This is a genomic window from Stenotrophomonas sp. YJH_SMC_94-11 (genome assembly GCF_059370435.1).
In genome coordinates this window covers 521,030-536,985 of sequence record NZ_JCAFTR010000001.1, presented here as the reverse complement: position 1 = coordinate 536,985, position 15,956 = coordinate 521,030, and the positions used below count along the sequence as shown (strand labels likewise).

Genomic DNA, 15,956 nt, shown 5'->3' with positions numbered 1-15,956 from the left:
GCCACCGGTAGTGCCGGCCGCTGGCCGGCATTCCGGTAGATCCACGCCATGCGTGGATGGCAGTGAAGTGCCAACCAAGGTTGGCACCCACCACCATGGATTACGCCATGCCCGAGTGGCGAAGCAGCGCATCGATCTGCGGAGCACGGCCGCGGAAGGCCTTGAAGTTGTCCGCCGCCGGGCGGCTGCCACCGCGCGACAGGATCTCATCACGGAAGCGTGCACCGGTTTCAGCCAGTGCCTGCGGCGCTTCCTCGAAAGCGGCATAGGCGTCGGCGCTGAGTACCTCGGCCCACTTGTAGCTGTAATAACCCGCGGCGTAACCGCCCGCAAAGATGTGGCTGAACTGGTGCGGGAAGCGATTCCAGGCCGGCGGGTGGTTCACCGCCACTTCCGCGCGCACGCGGTCCAACAGTGCCAGCACGCTGTCCTGCGCTGGTTCGAACTGGCTGTGCAGCAGCATGTCGAACAGGCCGAACTCCAGCTGGCGGACGGTGGCCATGCCGCTGTGGAAGTTGCGCGCGGCCAGCATGCGCTCGTACAGCGCGCGCGGCAGCGGCTCGCCGCTGTCCACGTGCGCGGTCATCGCCTGCAGGTGATCCCATTCCCAGCAGAAGTTCTCCATGAACTGGCTGGGCAGCTCCACCGCATCCCATTCCACGCCGTTGATGCCGGCGACGCCCAGTTCGCCGATGCGGGTCAGCAGCTGGTGCAGGCCGTGGCCCATCTCATGGAACAGCGTGGTCACTTCGTTGTGGCTGAAGGTGGCCGGCTTGCCGTTGGCACCGCGGCCGAAGTTGCACACCAGGTAAACCAGCGGCGTCTGCACGCTGCCGTCGGTGCGCACGCGACGGTTGCGGCAATCATCCATCCACGCCCCGCCGCGCTTGCCCTCGCGGGCGTACAGGTCCAGGTAGAACTGGCCAACCAGCGCACCCTGCGCATCGACCAACCGGAAGAAGCGCACATCCTCGTGCCACACCGGCGCGCCGTCCTCCTGCACGCGCAGGCCGTACAGCTGCTCGATCACCGAGAACAGGCCGCCCAGTACCTTCGGCTCGGTGAAATACTGCTTCACCTCCTGCTCGGAATAGCTGTAACGCGCCTGCTTCAGGCGGTCGGCGGCGAAGGCCAGGTCCCAGGCCTGCAGGCTGTCGATGCCGAGCTGTTCGCGCGCGAACTGCTCCAGCTCGGCGCGGTCCCTGGCGGCGAACGGCTTGGCGCGCGCGGCCAGGTCACGCAGGAAACCGAGCACTTCGGCCGGGTCCTGCGCCATCTTGGTCGCCACCGAGTAATGGCCGTACGAATCGAAGCCGAGCAACGCAGCCAGTTCGGCGCGCAGGGCAAGGATGCGGTCGATGTTGCCGCTGTTGTCCAGTGCGTCATCGCCGAATTCGGACGCACGCTGGGCGCTGGCGCGGTACAGGATCTCGCGAAGGTCGCGGTCCTCGCCCCAGGTCTGCACCGGCAGGTAGCACGGCATCTGCAGGGTCAGTTTCCAGCCGGCCTTGCCGTCCTTCTGTGCTGCGGCATGCGCGGTGGCCTTCACATCATCAGGCAGGCCCTTCAGCCGCGCTTCGTCTTCGATGATCAGCGACCAGGCATCGGTAGCGTCGAGCACGTTCTGCGAGAACTTCGCCGACAGCGCCGACAGTTCTTCCTTGATCGCAGCAAAACGCTGCTGCGCCTCGGGCGCCAGCTCGGCGCCGCCCAGGCGGAAGTCGCGCAGGGTGTTGTCCAGCACCTTGCGCTGGGCTTCATCGAAATGCGCCGTCTCCGGGCTGGCGGCCAGCGCCTGGTACTGGCGGTAAAGCGCCAGGTTCTGCCCCAGCGCACTGGCGAAGCGGGTCACCCGCGGCAGGTTGCTGTTATAGGCCTCGCGCAGCTCCGGGGTGTTGACCACGCCCTGCAGGTGGCCGACCAGGCCCCAGGCGCGCCACAGGCGCTCGGTGGCATCGTCCAGCGGGGTCACGAAGGTCTGCCAGGTGACCGGCTGCACCTGCTCGGCTGCGCTGACGGCGGCTTCGGCCTCGGCCAGCAGCACATCCAGCGCCGGCGCCACGTGCTCGGGGCGGATCGCCTCGAAGCGCGGCAGGCCGGAAAAATCGAGCAGGGGGTTGGCAACGGTCACGGCAGGTCTCCAGAGTACGGGCCCGGCAGGCGGGCAGCCCGGTAGATATGGCGCTGCCAGGCATCGCTGACAAGGGGGCACGGCATTCACATCGGCCTTACGCGCGCCCCCCGAAGCTCTGGGTGCGGGGGAGTCCGCAGCGGCACGTACCGAACGAGGCCCCACATGGAAGGTCTGGCTGCAGTTGCATCCGCCTCACCGGCGCGGTCGCTGGCACTGTCTGCCAGCGCGGCCGAACTGGCCTGGATCGCCGCGCTGTGCGATGCCGGCGACGACGCCCCGCGCCACCTGCAGCAGTTGCAGGCGGTGCTCCAGCAGGGCGGCACGTTCAATGAAAGCCAGGAGTGGTACCCGTTCGAAGTAGTCGAGCGCGGCGCCAGCCAGCTGCAGCTGGGCCATGAGCGCGAGTTCGTGATCTGCGTGCTGCTGTGGTTGCAGGCATTGGCCCAGGGCCGCGCCAGCATCCTGGATCCCACCCTGCACCTGGATGACCGTGCGATGGACATCGAGGCGTTGCCCGATGCACTGCGCGACGCGGTGCTCGACGCCTTCACCGCGGCGGGATATTGAGACGCCCCGGCGGCCGGTAGAGTCGACTGTCAGTCGACTTTCGCGCGCAGCGTTTTCGCGACCTGAACGTAGAGCAGTCGACTAACAGTCGACTCTACCAATCGACGCACGCCTCTGCGGTGCCCCCTGGCATCGCCGGCATGGCCCGGCGAGGCCGTCGTCCATGCTACAGCGCTTCCAGGCTGCACCACGGCAGCTCGGGCAACCCCTGCCCGGCCACCGCCGCGGCCAGCTGTGCATCGGCGCCGTCGACATCGATGCCCTGGCGCAGGTACCACGCCGGGTCGTAATAGCTCTGCGCGTAGCGTTCGCCGCTGTCGCAAAGGATGCTGACGATGCTGCCCTGGTGGCCCGCCTCGCGCATCCATTGCGCGGCCTGCAGCACGCCGATGAAGTTGGTGCCGGTGGAGCCACCGACGCGGCGGCCGAGCTGGCGGCTGACATGGCGCATCGCGGCCAGGCTCAGCGCGTCGGGTACCTTGACCATCGCATCGACGCTGGTCGGGATGAAGCTCGGCTCCACCCGTGGCCGGCCGATGCCCTCCACGCGCGAACCACCACTGCAGGTCAGGTCGCGCCAGTCCTGTCCACCGGCCACGGCGGCCCGGTAGCCGTCGAAGAACACCGACACTTCCGGGTCCGCGCACAGGATGCGGGTATCGTGGCGGCGGTAGCTGACATAGCGGCCCAGGGTGGCGGCGGTACCGCCGGTGCCGGGGCTGCACACGATCCATTCCGGGACCGGGCTGGGCTCTTCGGCCATCTGCTTGAAGATGGACTCGGCGATGTTGTTGTTGGCGCGCCAGTCGGTCGCGCGCTCAGCGTAGGTGAACTGGTCCATGAAGTGGCCACCGGTTTCACGGGCCAGCTTTTCCGAATCACAGTTGAGGTCGCAGGCACGTTCGACCAGGTGGCAGCGGCCGCCTTGGAACTCGATCGCGGCGATCTTTTCAGGCGAGGTGGTGGCCGGGATCACTGCAATGAACGGCAGGCCGAGCAGGCGCGCGAAATAGGCTTCGGACACCGCCGTCGAGCCGCTGGACGCTTCGATCACCGGTCGCCCTTCGCGCAGCCAGCCATTGGCCAGCGCATACAGGAACAGCGAGCGCGCCAGCCGGTGCTTGAGGCTGCCGGTGGGATGGCTCGACTCATCCTTCAGGTACACATCGATGCCCTCGAACCCGGGCAGCGCCAGCGGGATCAGGTGGGTATCGGCGGAGCGGTTGAAATCGGCTTCAATCTTGCGGATGGCGGCGGCCACCCATTCACGCTGCGACATGGCGGGCAATCGTTGTCAGGACGGAACGGTGCGATCCGGCCATTGTACGTCGCGGTACCGTCAGGTGCTGGCCGGTAGAATGCCCCCATCCGGCCGGCAACGGCCCTGTCTGAAGGACCTCCCCCATGACCATTCCCGCCCTGCGCGATGTCCCCGGCGTCGCCGCCCAGGCCCCGGCCGAAACCACCGGCTTCGTGTTCAACCACACCATGCTGCGGGTGAAGGACATCACCGCCTCGCTGGACTTCTACACCCGCGTGCTCGGCTACCAGCTGATCGACAAGCGCGACTTCCCGGAGGCCCAGTTCAGCCTGTACTTCCTGGCCTACGTCCCTGCCGGCGTGGTGGTACCGGAAGACGACAGCCAGCGCCGCGTGTGGATGGCCGGCCTGCCGGGCGTGCTGGAACTGACCCATAACCACGGCACCGAAACCCAGGACGGTGCGGTCTATCACGACGGCAACAGCGACCCGCGCGGCTTCGGCCACATCTGCGTGTCGGTGCCGGACATCGAGGCGGCCTGCCAGCGCTTCGAGGACCTCGGGGTAACCTTCCAGAAGCGACTGACCGACGGCCGCATGAAGAACCTGGCCTTCATCAAGGACCCGGACGGCTACTGGGTCGAGATCATCGCCAACGTCTGACCCGGAAAGGGGCACAATTCCGGTAGCGCCGGGCCATGCCCGGCGGCCTTGAGCAAGCCGCGCTGCGCGCTCGCCGGGCACGGCCCAGCGCTACCAACTCCGTCCCCTTTTTCTGTGAGGTTCGTATGGAAACGATGGAACTGCACCGTGGCCGCCTGATCGACCACATCCAGCTGGTGGTGCGTGACCTGGCCGCCAGCCGCCGCTTCTACCAGGCAGTGTTCGATACGGTCGGCATCCCACTGGGCGGCGAAGGGCCAGACTTCTTCTGGGCCGACGAGCTGTTCATTTCCAGTGCCAGCAGCCGTGCCGCCGCCGGCCAGCTGACCGGCCGCCACCATCTCGCCTTCCAGGCCCGCGACAGCGCCACCGTTGATGCCTTCCACACTGCCGCGATCGCCGCCGGCGGTACCGACAATGGCGCGCCAGGCGAACGCCCCTACCACCCGGGCTACTACGGCGCCTTCGTGCTCGACCCCGATGGCAACAACATCGAAGTGGTCTATCACGGGCCGGCGAACTACAGCGCCGATTCGGTGAAGGTCACTTTCTGATATCACCGGTGCCGTGAACGAAGAAGCCGGGCAATGCCCGGCTTCTCTGCTTCCAGCGCTGCGGCCCTCAGTGGGCGGCCATGTAGATGTCCTGCAGCACCGCCTTTTCCAGTTCCAGCTCGCCCAGCAGGTTCTTCACGATATCGCCCAGGCTGAGGATGCCGACCAGGCGAGTGCCTTCAGTGACCATCAGGTGACGGCGCCGCGAGTACGTCATCAACGACATGGCCTGTTTCAGCGTGGCTTCCGGCGCAATGCCCTCCAGACCGGTGGACGGCAGGCTGGAAATCACCCGGCGGCCGGCCTGCGGGCCGTCGTCGGCCAGGGTGCGCACGATGTCCTTCTCGGAAATGATGCCGACCGGGGCATCGTCCTTCATCACCACCAGCGCAGCGATCCTGTTCGCGCTCATCTTGTGGGCGGCGGCACCGATCGTGTCTTCGGCATCGATGGTGATGACAGCTTCTTTCTTGGATTGCAGGAGTTCGCGGACGTTCATTCTTGTTTCCTGGTGCAGGTCACTGAAGTCAAAAAAGTGTGCTCTTCCGATACGCCCCCTCCCCGGGAACAGACCTTTCAGCGCACGTCTGGCGCACCCGGCTGCCGCTTGGAATGGCTCGGCAGACGACGTGCTGCAACGCGAACGAGGCGGGTTCAACGACTCAACCCGAACCTCGGCCAGATCGATTCTACGACTGCGACCCTCGGTCACTACCGGCATCGATAGGACAGTTCGTCGTGGGAACCAACTGACGATCCAGAGAATGGCACCGCGGCTGAAACCGCCGCTGAATACAGGCGGCTTCGCGCATTAAAGAATGACTACCTGCTGCCGACGACGGACCGAACGCCCGGCGGCTGTCCCACTTCGCACTGCGTCCGGCACAAACGAAAGGGGCCTCGCAGGCCCCTTTCGCATGCAGCATCCCACAGCTCCGGGAATGCCTTACTCCACCGTCACGCTCTTGGCCAGGTTGCGCGGCTTATCCACGTCGGTGCCGCGCGCCAGCGCGGTGTGGTAGGCCAGCAGCTGCACCGGGATGGTGTGCACGATCGGGCTGAGCACGCCAGCATGGCGCGGCGTGCGGATCACGTGCACGCCTTCGGACGCGTTGAAGTTGCTGTCCTGGTCGGCGAACACGAACAGCTCGCCACCACGCGCACGCACTTCCTGCATGTTCGACTTCACCTTCTCCAGCAGGCTGTCGTTGGGGGCGATCACCACCACCGGCATGTCCTCGTCCACCAGCGCCAGCGGGCCATGCTTCAGCTCGCCCGCCGGATAGGCCTCGGCGTGGATGTAGGAGATTTCCTTGAGCTTGAGCGCGCCCTCCAGCGCGATCGGGTAATGCAGGCCGCGGCCCAGGAACAATGCGCTGCTCTTGCGCGCGAAACGCTCGGCCCAGGCGGCGATCTGTGGCTCCATGTTCAGCGCGTGCTGCACGCTGCCCGGCAGGAAGCGCAGCTGTTCCAGGTAGTCCGCTTCCTGCGCCGCGTCGATGCGGCCATGCAGCTTGCCCAGCACCATGGTCAACTGGAACAGTGCGGCCAGCTGGGTGGTGAAGGCCTTGGTCGAGGCCACGCCGATCTCGGCGCCGGCGCGGGTGTAGCAGACCAGTTCGCTGGCGCGCGGAATCGCACTTTCCGGCACGTTGCAGATCGACAGCGTGTGCTTGTGGCCCAGCGATTTGGCGTACTTCAGCGCTTCCATCGTATCCAGCGTTTCGCCGGACTGCGAGATGGTCACGATCAGATGCTTGGGGTTCGCGTAGGCCGCGCGATAGCGGTACTCGCTGGCGATTTCCACGCTGCACGGCAGGCCGGCGATGGCCTCGATCCAGTAGCGCGCGGTCAGGCCCGAGTAGTAGCTGGTGCCGCATGCGATGATCTGCACGCCTTCGATGCCCGACAGCACCGCTTCGGCGTTCTTGCCGAACAGCCCGGCCGGGAAACCACCGGCATCGATCGCCGCCTCGATGGTGTCGCCCAGCGCGCGCGGCTGCTCGTGGATTTCCTTCTGCATGAAGTGGCGGTACGGGCCCAGCTCCAGCGATGCCAGCGACACGTCGGACAGGTGCACGTCGCGCTCGACCGGCTGGTCGTGCTCATCGAAAATGCGCACGCCGTCGCGACGGATCTCGGCGGTGTCGCCCTCTTCCAGGAAGATCACCTTGCGCGTGGCCGAGATCACGGCCGAGACGTCGGAGGCGACGAAGTTCTCTCCCTCGCCCAGGCCGACCAGCAGCGGGCAGCCCATGCGCGCGCAGACGAAGCGCTCCGGCTCGGCGCGGCTGACCACGGCCAGCGCGTAGGCACCGGTCAGCTCCTTCACCGTGTGCTGCAGCGCCACCAGCAGGTCGTCGCCGCCCTTCAGATGATGGTGGATCAGGTGCGCGATGACCTCGGTGTCGGTCTGCGATTCAAACGTGTAGCCCAGCGCGCGCAGCTTCTCGCGCTGCTCTTCGTGGTTCTCGATGATGCCGTTGTGCACCAGCGCCACACCGTGGCTGATGTGCGGATGTGCATTGGCCTCGGTGACACCGCCGTGGGTGGCCCAGCGGGTGTGGCCGATGCCCAGCACCGCATTGAAGCCCTCGGCCTCGGCCGCCGTGGCCATTTCCGACACTCGACCGGTACGACGGACGCGACGGACTTCGGGGCGCTCGGCGTGGTCGATCACTGCGATGCCCGAGGAGTCGTAACCACGGTACTCGAGCCGCTTCAGGCCTTCGATCAGTACCGGCACCACATCGCGATCGGCGATTGCACCCACGATTCCACACATGTCACGCGATTCCTTGGAGACGATCGGCGCATTCTAGCCCGCCTGCCTGGCTTCCCCCTCCTGTCCGCTTAATGAAAGTGTCCGGAAAGGTGTCCGCGGACACCCGGACACTCCCCCGAAATCCCCAACCCATTGACCTGAAAGGAAATAAATTTGGCACGTTACGTGCTTGGTATTGGCTACCACCGTCAGGCACGCACCCGATGATCCGCGACACTTCCGCACAGGACCAGATCGTTTCCTCCGCCCCGGCCGGCACCACCCGCGCAAGCTGGCATCGCTACCGCTGGCCGGCGCTGGGCGCCATTGCGCTGCTCGCCGGCATCGGCTGGGCGGTCCATGCCTGGTCCAATGCCAGCCGCTCCTTCGACAGCAGCCGCGTGCGCATCGCCGAGGTGAAGCGGGGCGACCTGGTCCGTGACATCGCCGCCGACGGCCGCGTGATCGCCGCCAACAGCCCGATCCTGTACGCGATCTCGGCCGGTACCGTGGACCTGAAGGTCGTCGCCGGTGACGTGGTCAAGAAGGGCCAGGAGCTGGCGATCATCGACAGCCCGGAACTGCGCAGCAAGCTGGCCCAGGAACAGGCAACGCTGGCCGGCCTGGAAGCCGAGGCCAGCCGCGCCGCGCTGGACGCGACCCTGGCCCGTGCCAAGTCACGCAAGGAAACCGACCAGGCCACGATCGAGCGCCAGGCCGCCGACCGCGACCTGCAGCGCTACCAGCGCGGCTACGACGGCGGTGCGGTGCCGCAGATCGACCTGGCCAAGGCGAAGGACTCGCTGAAGAAGGCCGACATCACCCTGGCCAACGCCACCACCGACGCGCGCCTGCAGAGCCAGGGCGCCGACCTGGATGCCCGCAACAAGCGCCTGCTGGCCGACCGCCAGAAGGCCGTGGTGGCCGAAGTGCAGCGCCAGGTCGATGCACTGACCCTGCGCGCCCCGTTCGATGGCCAGGTCGGCCAGGTCCAGGCGGTGCAGTCCACCAACCTGGCCGCCAACGCGCCGGTGCTGGGCGTGGTCGACCTGTCCAAGTTCGAGGTCGAGATCAAGGTGCCGGAGAGCTTCGCCCGCGACCTGGCGATCGGCATGCCGGCCCAGCTGACCGGCGGCAACGGCCAGCCGTTCCCGGGCGAGATCAGCGCGGTATCACCGGAAGTCGTCAACGGCGAGGTCAACGCCCGCGTGCGCTTCGCCAGCGCGCAGCCGGAAGGCCTGCGCCAGAGCCAGCGGATGTCGGTGCGCGTGCTGCTCGATACCCGCAAGGATGTGCTGAAGGTCGAGCGCGGCCCGTTCGTCGAACAGGGCAACGGCATGGCCTACGTGATGGATGGCCGCACCGCCGTGCGCCGTCCGGTGGAACTGGGCGTCAGCAGCCTGGGCGAAGTGGAAATCAAGTCGGGTGTGCAGCCGGGCGACCGCATCGTGGTCTCCGGCAGCGACCTGTTCAAGGGCGCCGAACGCGTCTCCGTCAACTGATACCTGAATCCTGGAGAGAGGACACCCCATGTACATGCTCGAAATGCGTTCGGTCGCCAAGGTCTTCCGCACCGAACAGGTGGAAACCCACGCGCTGCGCTCCCTGGAACTGCAGGTCAAGGAAGGCGAGTTCGTCGCCGTCACCGGTCCGTCCGGCTCTGGCAAGACCACCTTCCTCAACATCGCCGGCCTGCTGGAAACCTTCACCAGCGGCACCTACATGCTCGACGGCCAGGACGTGAGCACGCTGGGCGATGATGCGCGCAGCCGCCTGCGCAACCAGAAGATCGGCTTCATCTTCCAGGGCTTCAACCTGATCCCCGACCTCAACCTGTTCGACAACGTCGACGTGCCGCTGCGCTATCGGAAGATGAGCGCCAACGAACGCCGCGAACGCATCGAGAAGGCGCTGACCCAGGTCGGCCTGGGCTCGCGCATGAAGCACTACCCGAACGAGCTGTCCGGCGGTCAGCAGCAGCGTGCGGCGATCGCGCGTGCACTGGCCGGCAGCCCGCGCCTGCTGCTGGCCGACGAACCGACCGGCAACCTGGATACGCAGATGGCGCGTGGCGTGATGGAACTGCTGGAGGAGATCAATGCCGCCGGCACCACCATCGTAATGGTCACCCACGACCCGGAACTGGCCGCGCGTGCGCAGCGCAACGTGCACATCGTCGACGGCCAGGTCACCGACCTGGTGCGCGAGCCGGTGCTGGCCACGCCGCGCCACATCGTCGCCGTCAACGAGTGAGGGCATTCCCATGTTCGCCTACTACGCCCGATTGGCGGTACGCAGTTTCCGCCGCAACAAGGTCCTGACTGCGCTGATGGTGGTAGCCATCGCCCTCGGCATCGGTGCCTCGATGACCACCCTGACCGTGTTCCACGTGCTGTCCGGCGACCCGATCCCCGGCAAGAGTGACCGGCTGTTCTATGTGCAGCTCGATGCCGCGACCGGCGCCTATGTCGCGGGCGAGGAGCCGGAAACACAGTTGACCCGCTTCGACGGTGAAGCCCTGCTGCGCGAAGCCAAGGGCGAGCGCCAGGCGCTGATGAGCGGCGGCGGCGGCACCATCGAACCGGACAACAGCACCCTCAAGCCCTTCAGCATCGACACCCGCTGGACCTCGGCCGATTTCTTCCCGATGTTCGAGGTGCCCATGCAGTACGGCCGCCCGTGGACGCGCGAGGACGACGAAGGCCGCGCACGCGTGGTGGTCATCTCCAAGGCGCTCAACGACAAGCTTTACCAGGGCGCCAACAGCGTAGGCCGCGACCTGCGCATGGAAGGCCAGAGCTACCGCATCGTCGGCGTGATGAAGGAGTGGAGCCCGGAGCCGCACTTCTACGACCTGACCACCGGCAGCTACGGCAAGAACGAGGACCTGCTGCTGCCGATTTCCACGTCCTTCGACCTGAAACTGGGCAGCAACGGCAACATGAACTGCTTCGGCGAAAATCCCGACGGCAACAGCTACTCGCTCAATGCGCCGTGCGCGTGGCTGCAGTACTGGGTGGAGATGGACCCGGCCAAGGCCGCCGACTACCGCCGCTACCTGGAGAACTATTCGAGCCAGCAGCGCCAGGCCGGCCGCTTCAAGCACCCGCCGAACGTGCGCCTGCGCACCGTGATGGAATGGCTGGACTTCAACGGCGCGGTGCCCAGCGATGTGCGCCTGCAGCTGTGGCTGGCACTGGGTTTCCTGGGGGTCTGCCTGGTCAACACGGTGGGCCTGCTGCTGGCCAAGTTCCTGCGCCGCAGTGGTGAGATCGGCGTGCGCCGCGCACTCGGTGCCAGCCGTGGCCAGATCTTCCTGCAGTGCCTGGTGGAAGCCGGCGCGGTCGGCGTGGTCGGGGGCGTGCTGGGCATCGGCCTGGCCCTGCTGGGCCTGTTCGCGGTGCGCCAGCAACCGGTGGAGTACGCAAAGCTGGCCCACCTGGACGGCAACATGCTGCTGCTTGCGCTGGGCTTGACCCTGTTCGCCAGCCTTGCCGCCGGTTTCCTGCCTGCCTGGCGCGCCATGCAGGTCACTCCGGCCATCCAGCTCAAGTCGCAGTAAGCACCCGAACGAGGACTCCCATGGACATCCGCCCCATCCTCAGCACGCTGCGCCGGCACAAGACTGCCGCTGCCCTGATCGTGCTGGAAGTCGCACTGACCTGCGCCATCGTCTGCAACGCGCTGTTCCTGGTCAGCCAGCGCGTGGAGAAGATCAGCATGCCCAGCGGCATCGCCGAGAACGAACTGGTGATGCTCCGCGTCAGCGGCATCGGCAAGCAGACCGATGCCATGGCCCGCACCCGTGAGGACCTGGCGTCATTGCGTGCGCTTCCCGGCGTCAGCAACGTCACCATCATCAACCAGGTGCCTTTCCGCAACGGCTCGTCCAGCAGCAGCATCTCGCGGGAGATCGACCAGGAACGGCCGACCACCAACGCCTCGATGTACACCCTGTCCGAGAACGGGCTGGCCACGATGGGCATCAACCTGATCGCCGGCCGCGATTTCCTGCCCGGCGAGTACCAGAACTTCGAAGACGCCAGCAAGGGGGGCGCCAAGGAAAACGCCATCCCGGTCATCCTCACCCAGGCCACCGCCGCCAAGATGGAACCCAACGGCAGCGCGCTGGGCAAGACCTACTACATGGGCAAGCAGCCGCTGCATGTGGTCGGCATCGTCGACACGCTGAGCACGCCCAACGGCTGGAATGACAACTGGACGAACTCCATGCTGCTGCCCATGCGGCGCACCTTCGACGAGGGTGGCACCTATGTGCTGCGCACTTCGCCGGAACGCCGCCAGGAGGTGCTTGATGCGGGGGCTGCTGTACTGGAGCGCAATGACCCCAACCGGCTGATGCGCGACAAGCTGACCTATGAAGACCAGCGCAAGGACTTCTTCAAGAACGACCGCGCGATGGTTGGCCTGCTGATCACCGTCAGCGTCTCGCTGCTGGTGGTGACCGCACTGGGCATCATCGGCCTGGCCAGCTTCTGGGTGCAGCAGCGCAGCAAGCAGATCGGCATCCGCCGCGCGCTCGGTGCCACCCGCGGGCAGATCCTGCGCTACTTCCAGACCGAGAACTTCCTGCTGGCCTCGCTGGGGATCGTGCTGGGCATGCTGGCCGCCTACGCGATCAATCTGGCACTGATGAACCTGTACGAGCTGCCGCGCATGCCCCTGTACTACCTGCCGCTGGGCGCGCTTCTGCTGTGGGTGCTGGGCCAGATCGCGGTGTTCGGGCCGGCCCGGCGCGCGGCAGCGGTCCCGCCCGCAGTTGCCACGCGGGGCGCGTGAGGTGCGTGCCTGCCGAATGCTGTTGATGGCACTGCTGCCACTGCCGGCGCTGGCCGGCGGTGGCAGCTCGCAGACGCTGGAATGGCGCCAGGATGATGCCCGCCTGGCGCTCCGTTCGACCGAGGGCCAGGTACGGGTGGAAGCCGCGCGTCCGGAAGCCCGCTTCGGCGTGCGCAGCGGCGACCGCATCCTGCGCTTGGACGATACGGCCGTGCGGCGGATCGAGCATCTTGCCGATGCACTGCGGCATTCCAGTGCCCCGACTGCGTACCTGTTGCTGCGCCGCGACAAACGCGAGCTCACCGTCCCGGTGGACGCCACTTCGTGGCGGCTGGCGCTGGCCGCTCCGCCACCGCCGGCACCACCGCCTCCACCAGCGCGGCGCTGAAACCATCCCGCCCTCGTCGCCACGGCTTTGGCTATGCTTGATGGGTGGCGCCGGGCTCTCCCGGCGTATGGATACGAACACGGCTCCATCGGCGCCGCCCATCCCTTTCTGCAGAACTGCTTGATGCCTTCGATCCTGATCATCGACGACAACGCCAGCGTGGGCACCGCGCTGGACGTGCTGTTCTCCCTGCATGACATCGACACCCTGCAGGCGCAGAGCCCGGCCGAAGGGCTGGCCCTGCTCGAGTCGCAGCCGGTCGATCTGGTGATCCAGGACATGAATTTCAGCGAGGACACCACCTCCGGCGAAGAAGGCGAAGACCTGTTCGCACAGATCCGCGCACGCCACCCGGACCTGCCGGTGATCCTGCTCACCGCCTGGACCCACCTGAGCAGCGCAGTGGACCTGGTCAAGGCCGGTGCCGCCGACTACCTGGCCAAGCCCTGGGACGACCGCAAGCTGCTGACCACGGTCAACAACCTGCTCGAGCTGTCCGAGGCGCGGCGCGAGCTGGACCGCCGCCGCAGCCGTGAGCTGCGCCAGCGCAATGCGCTGGAACAAAAGTACGAGCTGTGTGGTGCGGTCTTCGCCGATCCGGCCAGCGAGCGCGTCATTGCCCTGGCCTGCCAGGTCGCGCGCTCCGACCTGCCGGTGCTGATCACCGGTCCCAATGGTGCCGGCAAGGAGAAGATCGCGCAGATCATCCAGGCCAACTCGCTGGTGGCCAAGGGCCCGTTCATCACGGTCAACTGCGGCGCCCTGCCCTCGGAACTGATCGAGGCCGAACTGTTCGGTGCCGAAGCCGGCGCATATACCGGCGCCAACAAGGCACGGGAGGGCAAGTTCGAAGCCGCCGACGGCGGCACGCTGTTCCTGGATGAGATCGGCAACCTGTCGCTGGGCGGCCAGATGAAGCTCCTGCGTGTGCTGGAAACAGGGCGCTTCGAGCGTCTTGGCTCCAATCGCGAGCGCCAGGTCAAAGTCCGTGTGGTCAGCGCGACCAATGCCGACCTGCCGGCGATGATCCGCGACGGCACCTTCCGCGAAGACCTGTACTACCGCCTCAATACGGTGGAACTGGTACTGCCACCATTGGCCGAGCGCCCGGGCGACATCGTGCCCCTGGCCGAGCGCTTCCTGACCGCCGGCAAGCCACTTTCCAGCGCCGCCACCGCGGCCTTGCAACGGCACCCCTGGCCCGGCAACGTGCGCGAACTGCGCAACGTGATCCAGCGGGCCGAGCTGCTGGCGACCGGCAACCGCATCGAAGTGGCCGACCTGAACCTGCCGCGTGCCGCACCTGCACCGCGACCGGCAGCCAGTGCCGGCAATGATCCTGACCGTGCGCGCATCGAGGATGTGCTGGCGCGCAACCACGGCGTCATCGCCCAGGCCGCCGCCGAACTCGGCCTGAGCCGCCAGGCACTGTACCGGCGCATGGACCGGCACGGCATCCCACGCGAATGAAACGGCGCTCGTTCACCTTCCGCCTGTTCCTGCGCCTGCTGCCGGTGCTGGCGCTGGCCGCCGCGTTGCCGTGGCTGCTGGCCTACTGGATGGACCATGGCTGGGTGGTGACCACGGTGTCGGCGCTGATCCTGCTGTCGCTGATGTGGTGGACCCTGCGCCGTGCAACCGCGCCGGTACGTTCATTGATGCGCGCCTTGGCCGGCACCACCAGCAGCTACCGCGACGGTGAGTACAACTTCGGTGTGTACTGGCCAGGCAACGACGAACTGGGTGACCTGGTGCAGGCGCACCGCGAACTGGGCGACGTGCTGCGCGAGCAGCGGCAAGGCCTGGTGCAGCGCGAACTGCTGCTGGACACCATGGTACAGAACACCCCGGTGGCGATGCTGCTGATTGCTTCCGGCGGCGATGGCATCGCCCGCGTGGTGTTCTCCAACCTGGCCGCGCGCAAGCTGCTGCATGGCGGCTGGAAGCTGGAAGGACAGCGCCTGGAAGAGGTGCTGGAACAGGTGCCGGTGGAGCTGCGCGATGCCATCGCCCGTGGCGGCGACAGCCTGTTCGCGGTACATGCGGAAGGCGAAGACAGCGATGAGGACGACGAACAGGTCTATCACCTCTCACGCCGATCTTTCCAGCTCAACGGCCGCCCGCACGACCTGCTGCTGGTACGCCTGCTCACCGCCGAACTGCGCCGCCAGGAAGTGCAGACGTGGAAGAAGGTGATCCGGGTGATCAGCCACGAGCTCAACAACTCGCTGGCGCCGATCGCCTCGCTGGCCCATTCCGGCGGCGTGCTGGTACAGCGCGAGCGCTTCGATCGGCTGCCGGAGATCTTCACCACCATCGAAGACCGCGCGCGCCACCTGGAAGGCTTCATCCGTGGCTATGCGCGCTTCGCCAAGCTGCCGCAACCGCAACTGCAGACCGTGCACTGGGCGCCCTTCCTGTCCAGCCTGCGCCAGCAGATTCCGTTCGGCATGGAACGTGAACCGGACGAGGAACTGAGCAGCCGGATCGACATCGCGCAGTTCGGGCAGGCGCTGTTGAACCTGCTGAAGAACGCGCATGAAGCCTGTGCCGAAGCCGATCCGCCCAATGATGACGTGCAGGTGCAGCTGACGCGGTTGCCGCAATGGCTGCGCCTGGATGTGCTGGACCGTGGCAAGGGCATGAACGAGCAGGTGCTGCAGAACGCGCTGATGCCGTTCTATTCGACCAAGCGCAACGGTACCGGGTTGGGACTGGCACTGACCCGCGAGATCGTGGAGGCACACGGTGGGCGGGTGTCGCTGCAGAACCGCGGTGATGGCGGGCTGTGCGTGTCGATCCTGTTGCCGGTGGGGTGAGTTGCCG

At 66.6% G+C, this 15,956-nt stretch carries 14 protein-coding genes; 10 read left to right on the top strand and 4 right to left on the bottom strand.

Features of this window, described 5'->3' with window-relative positions; genetic code table 11:
* Positions 1 to 100 precede the first annotated feature (100 nt).
* The gene (locus AC5P74_RS02450) at positions 101 to 2,131 is read right to left on the bottom strand and encodes a M3 family metallopeptidase (protein ID WP_495204783.1); all 2,031 of its coding nucleotides are present in this window, start codon (positions 2,129 to 2,131) and stop codon (positions 101 to 103) included.
* A gap of 165 nt (positions 2,132 to 2,296) precedes the next feature.
* On the opposite strand from AC5P74_RS02450, the gene AC5P74_RS02445 reads away from it, so the two are divergent.
* Positions 2,297 to 2,701 (top strand): hypothetical protein, encoded by a 405-nt coding sequence (locus tag AC5P74_RS02445; protein ID WP_005419475.1) that lies wholly within the window; start codon positions 2,297 to 2,299, stop codon positions 2,699 to 2,701.
* Between the two features lie 166 nt (positions 2,702 to 2,867).
* Here the strand turns inward: AC5P74_RS02445 and AC5P74_RS02440 are convergent, their stop codons facing one another.
* Positions 2,868 to 3,980 (bottom strand): PLP-dependent cysteine synthase family protein, encoded by a 1,113-nt coding sequence (locus AC5P74_RS02440; RefSeq protein ID WP_005419477.1) that lies wholly within the window; start codon positions 3,978 to 3,980, stop codon positions 2,868 to 2,870.
* A gap of 125 nt (positions 3,981 to 4,105) precedes the next feature.
* Here AC5P74_RS02440 and gloA point away from each other — a divergent pair, with 125 nt between their 5' ends.
* Positions 4,106 to 4,624 (top strand): lactoylglutathione lyase, encoded by a 519-nt coding sequence (gloA, locus tag AC5P74_RS02435; RefSeq protein ID WP_134955650.1) that lies wholly within the window; start codon positions 4,106 to 4,108, stop codon positions 4,622 to 4,624.
* A 125-nt stretch (positions 4,625 to 4,749) separates the two neighbouring features.
* Positions 4,750 to 5,178: a VOC family protein gene (locus AC5P74_RS02430; RefSeq protein WP_005419481.1), complete on the top strand. Its 429-nt coding sequence runs from the start codon at positions 4,750 to 4,752 to the stop codon at positions 5,176 to 5,178.
* Between the two features lie 67 nt (positions 5,179 to 5,245).
* Here AC5P74_RS02430 and AC5P74_RS02425 read toward each other — a convergent pair whose 3' ends face one another.
* On the bottom strand, positions 5,246 to 5,677 hold the full coding sequence (locus AC5P74_RS02425; protein WP_005411115.1) for a CBS domain-containing protein: 432 nt from the start codon (positions 5,675 to 5,677) through the stop codon (positions 5,246 to 5,248).
* 447 nt (positions 5,678 to 6,124) lie between these two features.
* On the bottom strand, positions 6,125 to 7,963 hold the full coding sequence (glmS, locus tag AC5P74_RS02420) for a glutamine--fructose-6-phosphate transaminase (isomerizing) (RefSeq protein ID WP_053497571.1): 1,839 nt from the start codon (positions 7,961 to 7,963) through the stop codon (positions 6,125 to 6,127).
* A 203-nt stretch (positions 7,964 to 8,166) separates the two neighbouring features.
* Here glmS and AC5P74_RS02415 point away from each other — a divergent pair, with 203 nt between their 5' ends.
* The 7 genes from AC5P74_RS02415 (at position 8,167) to AC5P74_RS02385 (ending at position 15,949) form a co-directional block, all read left to right on the top strand.
* Entirely contained in the window at positions 8,167 to 9,444 is a 1,278-nt protein-coding gene (locus AC5P74_RS02415) for an efflux RND transporter periplasmic adaptor subunit (protein WP_329843237.1), read from the top strand.
* A 28-nt stretch (positions 9,445 to 9,472) separates the two neighbouring features.
* The gene (locus AC5P74_RS02410; protein WP_005419487.1) at positions 9,473 to 10,195 is read left to right on the top strand and encodes an ABC transporter ATP-binding protein; all 723 of its coding nucleotides are present in this window, start codon (positions 9,473 to 9,475) and stop codon (positions 10,193 to 10,195) included.
* 10 nt (positions 10,196 to 10,205) lie between these two features.
* A complete protein-coding gene (locus tag AC5P74_RS02405) occupies positions 10,206 to 11,504 on the top strand; it encodes an ABC transporter permease (protein WP_005419489.1) in 1,299 nt (432 codons plus the stop codon).
* Positions 11,505 to 11,524: 20 nt separating this feature from the next.
* Positions 11,525 to 12,742, top strand: a complete 1,218-nt coding sequence (locus tag AC5P74_RS02400; RefSeq protein WP_005419491.1) for an ABC transporter permease — start codon at positions 11,525 to 11,527, stop codon at positions 12,740 to 12,742.
* Between the two features lie 16 nt (positions 12,743 to 12,758).
* Positions 12,759 to 13,130, top strand: coding sequence for a PDZ domain-containing protein (locus AC5P74_RS02395; protein WP_329843238.1), 372 nt, complete (start codon positions 12,759 to 12,761; stop codon positions 13,128 to 13,130).
* Positions 13,131 to 13,253: 123 nt separating this feature from the next.
* On the top strand, positions 13,254 to 14,600 hold the full coding sequence (locus AC5P74_RS02390; protein ID WP_053497581.1) for a sigma-54-dependent transcriptional regulator: 1,347 nt from the start codon (positions 13,254 to 13,256) through the stop codon (positions 14,598 to 14,600).
* Positions 14,597 to 15,949 (top strand): sensor histidine kinase, encoded by a 1,353-nt coding sequence (locus AC5P74_RS02385; protein ID WP_206620675.1) that lies wholly within the window; start codon positions 14,597 to 14,599, stop codon positions 15,947 to 15,949. The genes AC5P74_RS02390 and AC5P74_RS02385 overlap by 4 nt, the downstream gene beginning before the upstream one ends.
* Positions 15,950 to 15,956: the final 7 nt, after the last annotated feature.